Annotated in this window: 16 protein-coding genes and 1 pseudogene; 10 read left to right on the top strand and 7 right to left on the bottom strand. The window is 67.2% G+C overall.

The window, feature by feature from the left end:
- Window positions 1-63: 63 nt before the first annotated feature.
- Genes FU260_RS05040 through FU260_RS05020 form a run of 5 tightly spaced genes read right to left on the bottom strand, consistent with a single transcriptional unit; the run spans window position 64 to window position 4,406 of the window.
- A complete protein-coding gene (locus FU260_RS05040) occupies window positions 64-432 on the bottom strand; it encodes an MmcQ/YjbR family DNA-binding protein (RefSeq protein WP_147916066.1) in 369 nt (122 codons plus the stop codon).
- Window positions 429-821 (bottom strand): MmcQ/YjbR family DNA-binding protein, encoded by a 393-nt coding sequence (locus tag FU260_RS05035; RefSeq protein WP_147916065.1) that lies wholly within the window; start codon window positions 819-821, stop codon window positions 429-431. The genes FU260_RS05040 and FU260_RS05035 overlap by 4 nt, the downstream gene beginning before the upstream one ends.
- Window positions 822-834: 13 nt before the next feature.
- Window positions 835-1,812 carry an ABC transporter substrate-binding protein gene (locus FU260_RS05030; protein ID WP_147916064.1) on the bottom strand — a complete coding sequence of 326 codons (978 nt, stop codon included), beginning with the start codon at window positions 1,810-1,812 and terminating at the stop codon, window positions 835-837.
- A 45-nt stretch (window positions 1,813-1,857) separates the two neighbouring features.
- The gene (locus FU260_RS05025; RefSeq protein WP_147916063.1) at window positions 1,858-2,871 is read right to left on the bottom strand and encodes an ABC transporter permease; all 1,014 of its coding nucleotides are present in this window, start codon (window positions 2,869-2,871) and stop codon (window positions 1,858-1,860) included.
- Complete coding sequence (locus FU260_RS05020) at window positions 2,868-4,406, bottom strand: sugar ABC transporter ATP-binding protein (RefSeq protein ID WP_147916062.1); 1,539 nt, start codon at window positions 4,404-4,406, stop codon at window positions 2,868-2,870. The genes FU260_RS05025 and FU260_RS05020 overlap by 4 nt, the downstream gene beginning before the upstream one ends.
- A 387-nt stretch (window positions 4,407-4,793) precedes the next feature.
- Here FU260_RS05020 and FU260_RS05015 point away from each other — a divergent pair, with 387 nt between their 5' ends.
- Window positions 4,794-5,108, top strand: coding sequence for a hypothetical protein (locus tag FU260_RS05015; RefSeq protein ID WP_147916061.1), 315 nt, complete (start codon window positions 4,794-4,796; stop codon window positions 5,106-5,108).
- A 110-nt stretch (window positions 5,109-5,218) separates the two neighbouring features.
- Complete coding sequence (locus FU260_RS05010; protein ID WP_147916060.1) at window positions 5,219-6,868, top strand: DNA repair helicase XPB; 1,650 nt, start codon at window positions 5,219-5,221, stop codon at window positions 6,866-6,868.
- A gap of 81 nt (window positions 6,869-6,949) precedes the next feature.
- Here the strand turns inward: FU260_RS05010 and FU260_RS05005 are convergent, their stop codons facing one another.
- The gene (locus FU260_RS05005; protein WP_147916059.1) at window positions 6,950-7,162 is read right to left on the bottom strand and encodes a type II toxin-antitoxin system VapC family toxin; all 213 of its coding nucleotides are present in this window, start codon (window positions 7,160-7,162) and stop codon (window positions 6,950-6,952) included.
- Window positions 7,163-7,393: 231 nt separating this feature from the next.
- Window positions 7,394-7,957: a CGNR zinc finger domain-containing protein gene (locus FU260_RS05000; RefSeq protein WP_147916058.1), complete on the bottom strand. Its 564-nt coding sequence runs from the start codon at window positions 7,955-7,957 to the stop codon at window positions 7,394-7,396.
- 311 nt (window positions 7,958-8,268) lie between these two features.
- Here FU260_RS05000 and FU260_RS04995 point away from each other — a divergent pair, with 311 nt between their 5' ends.
- From FU260_RS04995 to FU260_RS04965, 8 genes and pseudogenes are all read left to right on the top strand, one after another.
- Window positions 8,269-9,072, top strand: a complete 804-nt coding sequence (locus tag FU260_RS04995; RefSeq protein WP_168211658.1) for an amidohydrolase family protein — start codon at window positions 8,269-8,271, stop codon at window positions 9,070-9,072.
- Window positions 9,069-10,217, top strand: coding sequence for an aminotransferase class V-fold PLP-dependent enzyme (locus FU260_RS04990; protein ID WP_147916056.1), 1,149 nt, complete (start codon window positions 9,069-9,071; stop codon window positions 10,215-10,217). Before FU260_RS04995 ends, FU260_RS04990 begins: the two co-directional genes overlap by 4 nt.
- Entirely contained in the window at window positions 10,214-11,413 is a 1,200-nt protein-coding gene (locus tag FU260_RS04985; RefSeq protein ID WP_147916055.1) for a M20 family metallopeptidase, read from the top strand. The genes FU260_RS04990 and FU260_RS04985 overlap by 4 nt, the downstream gene beginning before the upstream one ends.
- Window positions 11,410-11,699, top strand: a pseudogene (locus FU260_RS24560) (Gfo/Idh/MocA family oxidoreductase); the annotation flags it as partial. The gene FU260_RS04985 and the pseudogene FU260_RS24560, both read left to right, overlap by 4 nt.
- A 57-nt stretch (window positions 11,700-11,756) precedes the next feature.
- On the top strand, window positions 11,757-12,350 hold the full coding sequence (locus tag FU260_RS04980) for a Gfo/Idh/MocA family protein (protein WP_425328564.1): 594 nt from the start codon (window positions 11,757-11,759) through the stop codon (window positions 12,348-12,350).
- 64 nt (window positions 12,351-12,414) lie between these two features.
- Window positions 12,415-13,374, top strand: a complete 960-nt coding sequence (locus tag FU260_RS04975; RefSeq protein ID WP_168211656.1) for a DUF4432 family protein — start codon at window positions 12,415-12,417, stop codon at window positions 13,372-13,374.
- Window positions 13,375-13,382: 8 nt separating this feature from the next.
- Complete coding sequence (locus tag FU260_RS04970) at window positions 13,383-13,853, top strand: RidA family protein (RefSeq protein WP_147916053.1); 471 nt, start codon at window positions 13,383-13,385, stop codon at window positions 13,851-13,853.
- Window positions 13,850-14,905, top strand: coding sequence for a sugar ABC transporter substrate-binding protein (locus tag FU260_RS04965; RefSeq protein WP_147916052.1), 1,056 nt, complete (start codon window positions 13,850-13,852; stop codon window positions 14,903-14,905). Before FU260_RS04970 ends, FU260_RS04965 begins: the two co-directional genes overlap by 4 nt.
- The last annotated feature ends 18 nt before the right edge of the window (window positions 14,906-14,923 follow it).

Raw genomic sequence — 14,923 nt, 5'->3', positions numbered from 1 at the left:
CGCGGGGCGCCCATGACCCGGCACCGACCACGATCACATCCCAGCCATCCACGGGCGACTCGATCAGGTGCCGTCGGGTTGATCTCTCTCCGGCAGCGAGTCGCGAACGAGCTCGTAGGACCCTTCCACCAGGTCCTTGATCAGCTGCTCGCTGATCCGATTGTCGCTGCCGACACTCACCCAGTGTTCCTTGTCCAGATAGCGTCCGCGGGTGATGGTCGGATACTCCCGGCGGAGGGCGTTGCCGCGGTCGGGTTCGGCCTTGACCGTGATGATCAGTTCGTCCGGGTCATCGGTGACGATCATGAAGACCTTGTCCGCAACCTTGTACACGTCCAGAGATTCGGTGAAAGGTCGTCCGTTCGACACCCCGGGCAGGGAGCCGGCCGTGCGGCGGGCGATCTGCTGGACGTGCTCACCAGAGCGGCTCATCCGTCCTCCTCCGCGATGCCGAAACGCTCGGGATCGACGGGCTGGTCAGCCCGGGGAAGTCCGGCCACGACGAGCCGGTACGACTCCGTCACCAGCTCCCGGACCAGGCCCGGGTCCACGGTCTGTCCCGGTGCGAGCGTGATCCAGTGCCTCTTGTTCATGTGATAGCCCGGCGTGATGTCGCTGTGCTGCTGGCGCAGCGCCTCGGAGTCCTCCGGGTCAGCCTTCAGCACCACGACGGGCTCGCCAGGGACCTCAGTCAGCAGCATGAAGACCTTGCCGCTGACCTTGAAGACCTCGTACTCGGGCCCAAAGGGATGGCCCATCGTCGACGCCGGCAACTCCTCGGCCACCTCGCGGGCCACGTCCTGCAGTTTCCGCCCGTTCACGACGGTTATCGTCTCACTCGTAGATCGCCTCCTGGATCTCCGGGTCGTCGATGTTGTCCGCGTCGTACCAGAAGAAGCCGGTATCGATCGCTTCCTCCAGCTCCTCACCGTTGATGGCCTTCAGCGCGGCCTCGATGAGCTGCTCGCCCATCCCGACCGGGTTCTGGGTGATCGCACCGGCCATCACCCCGGACTCGATCGCGTCGATCTGCGCCTGGCCGGAGTCGAAGCCGACGATCACGACCTCGCCTTCCATCCCGGACTCCTGGACGCCCTTGATCACACCGATCGCCGACCCCTCGTTCGAGCCGTAGATACCGGCCAGATCCGGGTTGGAGGTGAGGATGGACTTGGTGATGTTCGCCGAGGTGTTCTGGTCGCCATCGCCGTACTGGGGCTCCAGCAGCTCGATGTCCGGGGCGTTCTCTTCCATCCACTCGATAAAGCCGTCCCGGCGTTGCTGACCCGAACCCGAGGTCTGGTCGTGGACCACCATGGCCACCGTGCCCTCGTTGCCGATCAGCTCGGCCATGTGCTCGGCCGCCGCAGCCGCAGCGGCCTTGTTGTCCGTAGAGACGGTGGTCAGCGGGATGTCCGAGTCCACCCCGGAGTCGAAGGCGATCACCGGGATGTCCTGGCTCTGCGCCTGCTGGAGCAGCCCCTCGGCCGCTCGGGAGTCCAGTGCCGCGAACGCGATCGCATCGGGGCTCTTGGCGATCGCTGTCTGGAGCATGTTGATCTGCTCCTCGACGTCGGTCTCCGTGGCGGGCCCTTCGAACGTGATCGTGGCCTTGCCTTCAGCGCCCTGCTCGGCGCCGGTCTTCACCGCCTGCCAGAACTGGTGCTGGAAGCCCTTGGAGACGATCGCGATGTAGGGCAGCTCGCCGTCGCCACCACCGTCGCCTCCGGCCTCGCCGTCCTCCGAACAGCCGACCAGGCCCACGGTGACGGCGCCGGCAGCGGTGCCGATCAACAGTGTCCGTCTGCGCATAGTAAGTGCTCCTTCGATAGGGGCCCCGGTGGGGCCGGGTAGGGGTTAGGTCGTAGTGGCGGCGCGCTTACGCACCGTGTCGATCAAGACCGAGACGACGATCACGGCACCGAGAATCACGTTCTGCCACTCCTGGGGTACCGACATCAGCTGCAGCCCGTTGTTGATCACCGAGATGATCAGCGCGCCGATCACGGTGCCGACGATCGAACCTCGCCCACCCATCAGCGAGGTCCCCCCGATGACGACGGCGGCAATGGCCTGCAGTTCGTACCCCATCCCGATCGCCGGCTGCGCCGAGCCCAGCCGCGCGGCGATCAGCACACCCGCGAGTCCGGTGAACAGCCCGGCGAAGGAGTAGATGATCAGCTTCCACTTGGTCACGTTCACTCCGGAGATCGCCGTGGCCTCCTCGTTCGAACCGAGGGCGTAGGTGTAGCGACCGAGGATGGTGCGGTTCAGCACGATGCCCGCGATCACCGCCACCACGATGAACACCAGGACGGCGTTCGGCACCTTGGGGATGAGGCTTCCGGTGGACAGGTTCATGAACCCGCCGGCGCTCTCGCCGTCGATGTAGATCGGGGCGCTGTTCGACAGCACGAGGGCGAGTCCTTCGGCCACCATCATCATCGCCAGAGTGGCGATGAACGGTGGCAGCTTTGCCACCGCCACCAGGATCCCGTTGACCAGTCCGACCACTCCGCCGAACGCGATCGCGAGCACGACGCCGAGCTGCCAGGGCAAGCCCATGGTAGTGATGAAGTTGCCGGCCATCACGGCGCACAGTGCCATCCCGGTACCGATGGACAGGTCGATGCCGGCGGTGATGATCACGAAGGTGGTGCCCAGGGCGAGCGTGCCGATCACCACAGTGGAGAAGAGCATGTTCCCGACGATGTTGCCGAAGGTGAAGAACACCGGGGAGGCAAAGGAGAACACGATCATGATGACGATGAGGCCGGCGAAGGCGAGCAGCTGCTGCAGCCCGGCCCGCAGGTGCCTGGTCAGTCCCTGTGCCGGGGTGGTCTGGTCCGGAGCGGTGGTCGGTGTACTCATTCGTGTCCTGCTTCGCTGATCACAGTGGGAGCGGAGTCGGGGCGGAGCGTGGCGAGCTCCATCACGTTCTCCTGGGTGGTGTGGCCGTGGTCCAGCTCGCCGGTGATCCGGCCTTCGCTCATCACCACCACGCGGTGGGCCATCCGGAGCACTTCGGGCAGCTCGGAGGAGATCATGATGATCGACTTGCCGGCCGCGGCGAGCTGGTTCAACAAGGTGTAGATCTCGTCCTTGGCGCCGACGTCGATACCGCGGGTGGGCTCGTCGAAGATGAGGATGTCGCAGTCCTTGGTCAGCCATTTGGCGATGACCACCTTCTGCTGGTTCCCCCCGGAGAGGTTGCTGACCACCTGCCGGACGGACGGGGTGCGGATGCCCAGGGACTGCACCCGCTCGCGGGCCGCCTGAGCGATCGCGGTGGAGCGCACAAAACCCGCTGAGGTGAATTTCTCCCGCAGTGCGGAGAGGGCGATGTTGTCCGCGACGCTCAGGTTCAGCAGCAGGCCGTAGCGTTTCCGGTCCTCGGACAGGTAGCCGATGCCGTAGTCGTTCGCCCGGGCCGGGTGCGGGATCCGGACCGGCTTGCCGTGCAACGTGATCGTGCCGCTGGTGATCGGGTCAGCACCGACGATCGCGCGGGCGACCTCGGTGCGTCCGGCTCCCATCAGCCCGGCGAAGCCGAGAATCTCACCTTGGCGGAGCTCGAAGGAGACCTCGTGGAGAAAGTCCTTGGTGGACAGGTTCTGCACGGTGAGAACGACCTCGCGCCCGTCCTGCACGTTCTGCGGGCCGACGCTGGTGTCGATCTCCCGGCCGACCATGAGCGAGATGACCTCCGCCATCGTGGTCTCGGCGGTGGTGACAGTGTCGATGTACTTGCCGTCCCGGATCACGGTGATCCGGTCGGCGATGGCGCGCAGCTCATCCATCCGGTGGGAGATATAGATGACGGCCGTGTCCGGGGTGACGAACCGCCGGATGAGGTCGTGCAGCGTGGCGACCTCGGCGTTGTTCAGCGCCGCGGTGGGCTCGTCCATGATCAGCACCTTGGTGGCGTCGTCACTGAGCGCCTTGGCGATCTCGACCATCTGCTGCTTGGCCACCGTGAGGGAGCCGACGGTGGTGCGCGGATCCAGATCGAGACCGAGCCGAGTGAGCAGCTCGCTGGTCATCCGGTTCAGCTCGCGGTCGTCGGTGAACACGCCCGCACGTTTCGGTTCGCGGCCGATGTAGATGTTCTGGGCGACGGTGAGATCGGGCATCAGGTGGAATTCCTGGTGGATGATGCCGATGCCCAGCTCTTCGGCATGCTTGGGACCCGAGGGGGTGTACTCCTGCCCGTCCAGCTGAAAGGTTCCCGAGTCCGGGGTATAGATGCCGGAGAGCAGCTTCATCAGGGTGGACTTGCCGGCCCCGTTCTCCCCGACCAAGGCAAGAACCTCGCCACGGTTGACGTGCAGGTGCATGTCATCCAGCGCCTGCACTCCGGGGAACCCTTTGGACACGCCCTCGAGCGACAGCAGCGGCTCCGTCATCGGATCACTTCCTTGCCAGACGCCATAGTCATCGACCACCATTGGTAATCGTTTACTTCCAGAGGCCGACCGTACACCCGGATCGACGGCGACGTCCACAGCCGAACTGGCTTCTACGGCCGCTTCGAAGGGGCTCGCGGAGCGCACCCCGGATATCCACAGCCCTCCCAGTAGGGCCATCGACGTCGTAGTAGTTTCGTAAACATGTTCGCGGTAGACTGGCGCCATGGTGCGAAGCACATGTGGGACCACCATCGGGTCGCCATTGCCGAGGCAGACGAGGCGGTTGCTGACATCGATGCGCTGTGGTTCCACCCAGACCCGCACAGCCGCTCTGGGCGAGGAGTGCGAGTCATCGGCTAATACCCGGCATGAGAGGGGCGAGTGATGAACGCTCAACGTGACGTGGAAGCCGCCCAGCTCGAGTCCGAGGCAAGCAAAGAGGTGCCACTGCCCGAACAGGTGCGCGGCCAGCGCCGCAGCAAGTCAGTGGTGCAGTCCGTGCGCCTTTCCGAGGCCGACTCGGACGGTATCGAGCGGTTGGCCGCCGAGCTTGGCGTACCGGTCAGCGCGCTGATCCGAGGCTGGATACTCGCTGGCCTGGCAGAAGAACGAGGCACCTCACTACGAACCGCCATTGATCGCCTCGCCGCAGACGCCGACCGGCTCCGACGGCTCGTGGCCAAGGGGGACGTGGCCTGACCGCCAGCGGCCTGCGCGTCACTTCTCGATCGGCACGCCACTGCGCGAGGTACTGGCGGGGTGACCGAGCGCACCAGGGATATCCCGGCCGCGCGTGGGAGAATAGCCGGATGCCTACCGGCCCGTTGATCGTCCAGTCCGACAAGTCCCTCCTGCTCGAAGTCGACCATGACCAGGCGGCCGAGTGCCGCCGCGCGATCGCCCCGTTCGCGGAGCTGGAACGCGCCCCAGAGCACGTGCACACCTACCGGCTCACCCCGCTCGGCCTGTGGAATGCCCGGGCGGCCGGCCACGACGCCGAGCAGGTGGTCGACGCGCTGATCAAGTACTCCCGCTACCCGGTGCCGCACGCCCTGCTGGTGGACATCGCCGAGACGATGTCCCGGTACGGGCGGCTGCAGTTGCTCACCCACCCCACCCACGGGCTGCTGCTGCACGCACTCGACGCCCCGGTGCTCGCCGAGGTGATGCGGTCGAAGCGCACCCAGGGCCTTCTCGGGGACAAGGTCGACGACGACACCGTGATCGTCCACCCGAGCGAACGCGGCCACCTCAAACAGGTATTGGTCAAGCTCGGCTGGCCCGCCGAGGACCTCGCCGGGTACGTGGACGGTGAGGCGCACGAGATCACCCTGGACACCAGCGAATGGTCGCTACGCCCCTACCAGAACGAGGCAGTGGACGGATTCTGGCACGGCGGGAGCGGCGTCGTCGTCCTTCCCTGTGGGGCAGGCAAGACCCTGGTGGGAGCGGGGGCGATGGCCCGCTCCGGCACCACCACCCTGATCCTGGTGACGAACACCGTGAGCGCCCGCCAGTGGCGCGACGAGCTGGTCAAGCGCACCAGCCTGAGCCCGGAGGAGATCGGTGAGTACTCGGGCTCGCGCAAGGAGGTGCGCCCGGTGACGATCGCCACCTACCAGGTGCTGACCACCAAGCGGAAGGGCGTCTACCCGCACCTGGAGCTGCTCGATGCCCGGGACTGGGGACTGATCGTCTACGACGAGGTGCACCTGCTGCCCGCACCGATCTTCCGGATGACGGCGGACCTACAGGCGCGTAGACGCCTCGGGCTGACCGCCACGCTGGTGCGCGAGGACGGCCGGGAGGACGAGGTGTTCTCCCTGATCGGACCGAAACGCTACGACGCACCGTGGAAGGACATCGAGGCGCAGGGCTACATCGCACCGGCGGAGTGCGTGGAGGTCCGCCTGGACCTGTCCCACACCGACCGGATGACCTACGCGATGGCCGAACCGGAGGACCGGTACCGGCTGGCTGCCACGGCACCGGGCAAGCAGGCCGTGGTGGAGCAGATCCTTGCCCGGCACGCCGGCGAGCAGACGCTGGTGATCGGGCAGTACCTGGACCAGCTCACCGAGCTCGGCGAGCACATCGACGCACCGGTGATCACCGGTGCCACCACCGTGCCCGAGCGCCAGCGACTGTTCGAGGCGTTCCGCAACGGCGAGCTGACCACGCTGGTGGTGAGCAAGGTGGCGAACTTTTCCATCGACCTGCCCGAGGCGGCGGTGGCGGTGCAGGTGTCCGGGTCGTTCGGGTCCCGGCAGGAGGAGGCGCAGCGGCTCGGCCGGCTGATGCGCCCGAAGGCCGACGGCCGCACGGCGCACTTCTACGCGGTGGTCACCCGGGACACGGTGGACCAGGACTTCGCCGCACACCGGCAGCGGTTCCTCGCCGAGCAGGGGTATGCGTACTCGATCCTGGACGCGGAGGACCTGGCGGCCGAGGCGAGCTGAGCCGGTAGCGCCGGCGGAGCCAGGCGACTGGGGGCTTGACTGCGGGCCCCAGGTCAGCGTGCGCGGATCTGGGGTCAGCATTCAGGGCGCGACGGCGACGCCCAGGTCGCGTGCGGCCCTTGCCAGGGCGCCATCGAACGTGGCCAGAGTGGACTCGGTGGCGAGGGCCGTATCGAGCGCGCAGCAATCGGGCAACCTGAGGCCACACTGCACACGAAGGCGTGCGAGTCGCAACGGCTCGCCCTCGGGGTGGTCGGCCACCTCGATCCCGATGGCCTGCAGGTCGGACAGCATTTCCTGCCCGCGGTCCACCCACGTGCCCCCCCACCAGCACCTCGGTCAGGTTCAGCGAGTGGATGACCAACCGCTCCCCCACCGAATCGCGCAGGTAAGCAGTGGCCGCCTCATGGTGAGCGTTCTGAGGGTTCAGGAAGGCAATCAGCACACTCGCGGTGGTACACCAGGTGGCCCTTGATGCCATCACGGTGACGTTCAGTCACCTCTCGGTACCGGCCGGACCGCGCCTCACGCCTGCTGGCGCTGGCGCTCTCGGTAGGCCGCGGCATTGATCCGGTTGGCGCAGCGCCCACTGTCGCAGAACGTGCGGGAGCGGTTTCGGGAACGGTCCACCATCACTCGTGCACAGTCGGCCGCCGCGCACACACGCAGGCGGTTCCCATCTCCCGCAGTCACCAGCGTCGCGAGCGCCATGGCGCAGTCGGCCAGCAGGTGCTGGGGAAGCGTGGAGTAGGGCGCAAAGTAGTGCAGGTGCATCCCGAGCCCATCATGATCGGTGATCCTCGGGGTGATCGGCGCTGTCGCGAGGAGACGGTTGATCACCACCTTGCGGGCGTCGTCATCTGGCGCCACGAACGCGGCCCGCAGCTGTGAACGCAGGGCGTGCACCCCATCAAGATCAGCGAGTGTGGGCGGTTCGACCTCGGTAATCACTCGCGCCTTGATGAACTGCTGGAGCGATTCCAGGTCGACCAGGGTGTCCACGTCCGCAGCCGGCGGGGCGGAGTTGACCAGAGCGGTGATGGTCCCGAGCACGTGGCCGAGATGATGCCACTCACCCCTCTTGATCATGCCGACCTTCCCTGCTCGAGTCTGTCGAGCGTATGCGTTGTCATCATTACCGTCAATCGGATTGCCACGTGAGTATCGGCGCTGACGGCGGACGCCGTCAAGGCGGCGCCACCACCCGGAGAGCCTCGGACGCGCCTCCGAGCACAGTAATCCAAGGGCAGCTTGCCGAGTCTCACCAGCTGCCTGCACCCCTCTTGACGTGCGCCCCACCCTGGGCCAGACTGACGCAATCATCACTGGCAAAACACGTTTTGCCACTCACGCACCGAATAGCGGTGCGATTCCGACGACGAGGCCGAGGAGCGTGGTCGATGCCGACCCCAGCGAAGTTGTTCGACACCCACTGCCATCTTTTCGAGACTGGCTTCGAGGGACCGAACGGGGTGCGCATGCCCGCGCACGACGAGGAACTCGACGCTTATCAGCGGTTCCGGCGCAGCGCCGGGATCGAGCACTCCCTCGTCGTCGGCTATGACGAGGGTGGGTACGCCGGCAACAGCGGCTACCTGGGCACACTCGCTGCCACGCGTGAGTGGCTGAGCCCACTGCGGTTCACCCCGAACGGCGGCGAGGTCGCCACACGCGCCTCCGCCTACCCCGGCGATCCGAAGCACGCTGAGCAGCTCGCCGCACAGCTGATCGCGCAGGCCAGCGCCGGTCGTGCGCCATCCATCGTTTCGCTCAACGCACCACCAGCTGCCGTGGCCGCGCTCACCCCAGCGATCAGGCAGCTGGAGAACACCTGGTTCCTCATCGCCCACCTCGGCCTCCCCGGGCCGATCACCAATCCTGCCGAGGTACGTGACCGCCTCGCTCCGGTGCTCTCGCTCGCGGGCACGGCGAACGTCACGGTCAAGCTCTCCGGCCAGTACGCCGCGACCACCGGCGGGCACCCGCACACCGACGTGCAGCCGATCGTCGACACGCTCGCCGAGGTCCTCGGGATCAACGCGCTCGTCTGGGGCTCGGACTTCTCCCCCTGCCTGGATTTCATCACCTTCGACCAGGCCGTCGACTGCGTACTCCCGGCCGGTGTCACCACCGAGGAGGCACACGCCATCTACTTCCAGAACGCGCACCAGAACTTCGAGCTATTCGCAGGAGCGAACGCATGACGGCAACCCCGGCAGACGCGACCACCGGTCCATTCCTCCGCGACGAGGTCGAGGGCATCGATGAGATGGCCTACTTCTACACCGGTGCTGAGGGACCGCCTCTGCGTAGCCAGCGCGCCGCGGCGCTGCGCTACCTGGACGACAAAGCCGATGGTGAGGCTGGCAGACAGCGGGCCGAAGCCGAGCTCGATCGCGTCCGTGAGCTCACCGCGGCGATGCTGTCGGGCCGCTCTGACGCCGTCGCAGCGCTCGGCAACACCTCCGATGCCCTCTACCGGCTCGTCCGAACGATGCGCTTCGCTCCCGGCGACAACGTGATCACCTCCGACATCGAGTTCCCCTCGGGTGTCCTGACCCTGCTGGCCCTGCGCGAACAGGGGGTCCAGGTCCGCATCGTCCGCTCCCGTGACGGCGCTGTCTCCCCGGAGGATGTCGCCGATCAGGTGGACGAGCGCACTCGCCTGATCATCGCGAGCCACGTCAGCTACGTCACCGGTGCTCGTATCGACGCACCTGCTATCGCTGCCCTTGCTCGGCGCAACGGAGCCGCGTTCATCCTCGACGTCACCCAGTCTCTCGGCGTCATCCGGGTCGATGCTGATGATGCCGACGCGATCGTGTGCAGCACGTACAAGTGGCTTCTCGGGCCGCACGGGATGGGTCTGCTGCACCTGACCCGGCCGGAAGCGTTCAGTGACCGTCTCGACGGCGCAGGGTGGCGTTCGGTCACGGACGTGTTCGCGCCCGATCGGTTGGAGGCAATCCACGCCCACCCCGATGCGCGGCGGTTCGAGCTCGGCTTCCCGAGCTTTCCCAGCGCCTACCTCCTCGCCGAGGCGATGGACACGCTACGCACCGTGGACGCCGCTGCCATGGAACGTCATGCAATGGCAGTCAGCGAGGCACTCCTCGATGGTCTCCTCCGCCAGGGGTACACCCTGCTCACCCCACGTGAGCAGGATCGGCGTGGCACGAACATCAGTGTGGCCGTCGACGGCGGAGCTCACCTTGCCGAGCAACTGTTCCGCTCCGGGGTGCGTGCCTGGGGAGGCGACGGTCGGCTCCGATTCTCCGTGCACGGGTTCAACACCCACGCCGAGGTCGAGACGACGCTGCGTGCGCTCCGGCACGGAGGCTCGTCATGACCGCACTGACCGTTCCGGCCGGGATCGACCACGCGGCGGTGACGCAGCTGCTCGCCGAGCTGATCGAGATCCCGTCTGTCAACCCAGCCTACGATGCCGCCTCCCCGGGAGAGAACATGCTCGGGGACGCCGTCGGTGAGCTGTGCCGCTCGTTCGGCTGCACTGTGACGACGACTGACGTCGTCGACGGTCGCCGTAACACCCTGGCACGCCTGACTTCGGCGACCTCGGAGAAGTCCCTGCTCATCGAGGCACACCTGGATACGGTCAGCCTCCCCACCGCCCGGACGAACGACCGCCAGCTCGACATGTCCCGGGCCGAGGTGCGTGGGGACCGGATGTATGGCCGGGGCGCCTGCGACGTCAAGGGCGGTTTGACCGCGGCGTTGCTCGCCATGCAGCAGCTTGCCGCGCAGCCGCTGCGTTCGCTGGACGTCGTGCTGCTCGGTGCCATCGACGAGGAGTACCAGTTCCGGGGGGTCACCTCTTACATCGCCGAGCACCTCACCGACCAGCACGGGCCGAACGCGGCGATCGTGCTCGAACCGACACAGCTGCAGGTCGTGCACGAGCACCACGGGGTGCTGCGGGTCGAGATCGGCATCACTGGCAGGGCCGCGCACACCTCACGCCCCGAGGAAGGCCGCAACGCGATCCTCGGCGCCTTGCGCGTCATCGACCATCTCGAAGCCTGGAACGACCGGTCCGGCGGCCGGATCATGGCGGTGACCACGGTTTCTGGCGGAACGGCGATCAACATCGTGCCGGAAAGCTGCGCCTTCGGGGTCGACCTGCGGGTCCTGCCCTGGGAAGACCCGCACGAGGTGCTCGCCACCATGGTCGAGGAGATCAACGACCGTGCCGGCGACGGCCTCTCCGTGACTGTCACCCAGCTACTCCTCGATGCCGGGATGGCGACGCCGGCCCAGACCCCGATCGTGCGCGCCGCGCTGCGTTCCGGCGGTGAGGACGAAGCGCCGGCACGAGTGCCGTTCGGTACCGACGGCAGCAAGCTGGCCCGGGCCGGCGTACCGACCATCGTGTTCGGCCCCGGCTCCATCGACCAGGCGCACGCGGACGACGAGTGGGTCGATCTGCGCGATGTGACCATGGCCGCCGAGCGGATCGTGGCGATCGCACGGTCGCTCGACGCCGAAGACCTCCACGCACCCATCACCTCCAGTGGTGCCCCATGAGCGCCACCCGGATCGCCGTCGTCGGCGTGGGCCGTTTCGGCGTGGAACACCTCCGCACCTACGAGGCTCTTGACCAGGTGCAGCTCGTGGGCGTGCTCGATGCCGACCAGGCACGGGCCGAGGGGTGGGCCACCGGTTCGGAGTGCCTGCCTTCAGCTCACTTGAGGGGCTGCTCACGCGGGCGCGACCGGACGCCGTCTCCGTGGCCGTGCCCGCCACCCGCCGCGGTGATCTCATCGAGACGGTCACCGGGCACGGCTGCGCGGTGCTGATCGAGAAGCCGCTCGCCGCAGACGGAGCCACTGCGGCCAGGCTCGCCCACCAGCTCGACGACAGCAGGGCGATGGTCGGCCACGTCCTGCGCTTCGCGGATCCGTACCGAGAATTGCGCGCCACCGCCCGGGAGGCAGGCGGCCCCTGGCGGGGAACCTCCTCACGCACGCGGCCCGCCGACCACCTCGACGACTACCCGAGCGAGAACGTCGTGGGCCTGACCATGATCCACGACCTCGATGCGATCGCCTGGATCACAGGCGAACGCGTGGAACGGGTGCAAGCGCACGGCGTTCGCTCCAGGGACGGCCGGTGGTCCTCGGTGGACGCCCACCTCACCCTCTCCGGTGGCGGCACCTGGGACTGCCACGCTGGCTGGGACGGCGCGGACGAGGACACGATGGCCGTCGCCGGCGCGAGCCTGCGGATCGCCGACACCGACGCCGACCTCACTGCGCCGAACGGCTCTACCCGTCGCTTCGCTGGTGCGCAGGTCGTGTACGACCTTGCCCTGCGCGCAGAGCTCGCCCACTTTGTCGACCGCATCCACTCCCCCGGAGTGCCGACGAGCTTCGACCTGGACGCCGCCGCTGGCTCCGTCCGAGTCGCCGATGCACTTCTGGCGTCGCTCTCAGAAGGAGGTGTGCAGGTCGTTGGCTCCTGATCTCAGCCGTGCAGCGCTCCTCCCCCTGTACCGACAGCTCTTCACCAGCACGCGCCGTTCCGTGATGGAAACAGCCGAGCTCCGCCTCGACGCCTGGTCGCTGGAGAACGGTATCGAGGTACTGGAGATCCACAACGGTGTCGGTCGCGTCACCGTGCTGCCGTTCGTCGGCCAGCAGATCTGGGACGCACACTTCCACGGCCGCCCCCTCACGATGCGGCACTCGTTCGACCACCCGGTGGCAACCACCGAGTACCTGCATAACAACGGTGCCTACTTGATCCACTGCGGCGGAAGCGCCATGGGCAACCCCGGCCCGCACGATCGCCACCCCTTGCACGGTGAGCTCCCCAACGCACGACTCGACTCCGCGTCCCTGCGATGGAGTCCCAGCACCGACACGGCCGGTGAAACCGTCACGATCGTCAGCACGCTGACCCACCGAGTCGCCTTCGGCCCCTGGTTCTCCGCCCAGCTCGAGTTGACGATCGCCGCCGGCAGCGGACTGATGGACTCGGTGGTCCGTCTCACCAATCTCAGCGGCGACCCCGCACCGCTGATGTATCTCGCCCATCTGAACTTCCGCCCCGCGATCGGCGGACATCTGGACGAGGAGCTCTCCCCCGGTCAGTCGATCACCACCCGGGACGGGACAGGCACCCCGCGCGCCCCGACGTCAGCACTCCTCGCACCGGGCCGCCGAGTCACTCCCGAACTGGTGCAGACCGTGCCATTGCGGACCGGCGTCGATGGGTGGCGCACCAGCCGACAAGTGCACCCGGACGCCTCGAGCGACGTCGTCGAGCACTACGTCGGCGACCTGACCCACACCATCCGGTGGATGCGCCGCTCGCCCGACGACGACGCCTTCGCGTTCGCCATCCCCGCAACCGCGGAACCGGATGGCTACAGCCGTGCCGAACAGAAGGGGGACGTCGTGCACTACCAGCATCGTGACGGCCTCGTCGCCCGCTTCCGACACGGCGCCCTGGCACCAGAAGAACCGCTTCCCCCGACCAGATAAGGAGCATCATGACCGACCGACTCCCCCTGACCACGGCACTAGCTCCCGCCCCACTGTCCAGCTTCTCCGCAGGCGTCCGCGCCGGAAACATCGTCCAGGTTGCTGGGCAGGGCCCACTCGACGCCGGCAGCGGCACGGTGCTGCACCCCGACGACGTCGGCGCCCAGACCACCGCCACGTTGGAGCGGGTGCGCGACATCCTCCGGTCCGGTGGTGCCGACGTCAGCGACCTGATCATGCTTCGCGTCTACCTGACCGACCGCTCCCACTTCGCGCCGATGAACAGTGCCTACGAGGAGTTCATGGCCACACACCTCGGCGACGGCGTTCCCCCGGCCCGCACCACGGTGATGGTGGGCCTACCGCTCGACGAGATGCTCGTCGAGATCGACGCCCTCGCCGTGCTGACCGATGACCAGAGTTCGAACCACACAGCGGAATCACAGGAGATTCCGGACCGGATAGGAGAAGCACGATGAAGAAGCGCACTCTCGCAATCGCGGCGCTGGCAGCCAGCGCGATGCTCGCCGCATGCAGCAATGCCACTCAGGATCCGCTGGCGAATGAGGAGTCTGGAGCGGCTGCCGGCGACCATGTGTTCGGTGAGGACGAGACCCTCATCGGCGGCAGCCTGTTCACGCTCCAGTACGCATGGTTCCTGGGTGCCCAGCAGGGCATGGAGCAGTGGGGGGAGGAACACCCGGACGCGAACGTGAGGTTCCAGTTCGAGGACAGCCAGCAGGACATTCAGACGAATATCCAGAACCTGGAGAACCTCGTGGCTGCCGGGGCGCAGGGGATCGTCGTATTCCCGACCGACTCCACCGCCATCATCCCGACCATGGTGGATCTGCACGGGCGCGAGGGAACCCAGTTCGTTGTCGGCGACTACCCCCAGGAGCCGTCCACCCCGGAGGACGCCGTGTGGAACACGTTCGTCGGACACGACATGGTCGCCCTCGGCGAGGTGGCGGGGCAGGTGGCGGTCGAGCACCTACAGGCCGAGAACATCGAGGATCCGACCATCGTGTACATCTCCGTGCCGACGTCCGGCGAGGCGAGCGCGGCCCGGTTGGAGGGCTTCACGGACACGGTGCTCGCCGAGTATCCGGATGCGACCATCATCGACGAGGGCGACACGGGGGCGGCCGACCGGAACTCCGCACAGGACCTGATGGCGAACGTGCTTCAGCGGGAAGACTCGATCGACGTGGTGGCCGGCCACAACGATGCCGAGGTTCTGGGCGCGTACAACGCCGCCGTCGGCGCCGGACGCGCCGAAGAGATGGGCTTCGTCGGTATCGGCGGGGATCGCGAGGTCCTGCAGTACATCCAGGACGGTAACCCGTCCTGGCTCGGGGAAGTCCTCCAGGACCCGGTGGAGCTCGGCTACACCGCCATGGACGCCCTGTGGCAGTCGATGGCCGAAGGTGAGGACCTGCCCGAGCAGACCGAGCTCCCGGAGCCCGAAGCAATCACCCCGGACACCATCGACGACACCGACTGGCAGTCCTGGGACTGGATCGGCTAACCGTCCGCCCGCACGCTC

The sequence above is a fragment of the Ruania zhangjianzhongii genome (assembly GCF_008000995.1).
Classification (GTDB): Bacteria; Actinomycetota; Actinomycetes; order Actinomycetales; family Beutenbergiaceae; genus Ruania; species Ruania zhangjianzhongii.
This window is presented reverse-complemented; position numbering and strand designations above follow the sequence as displayed.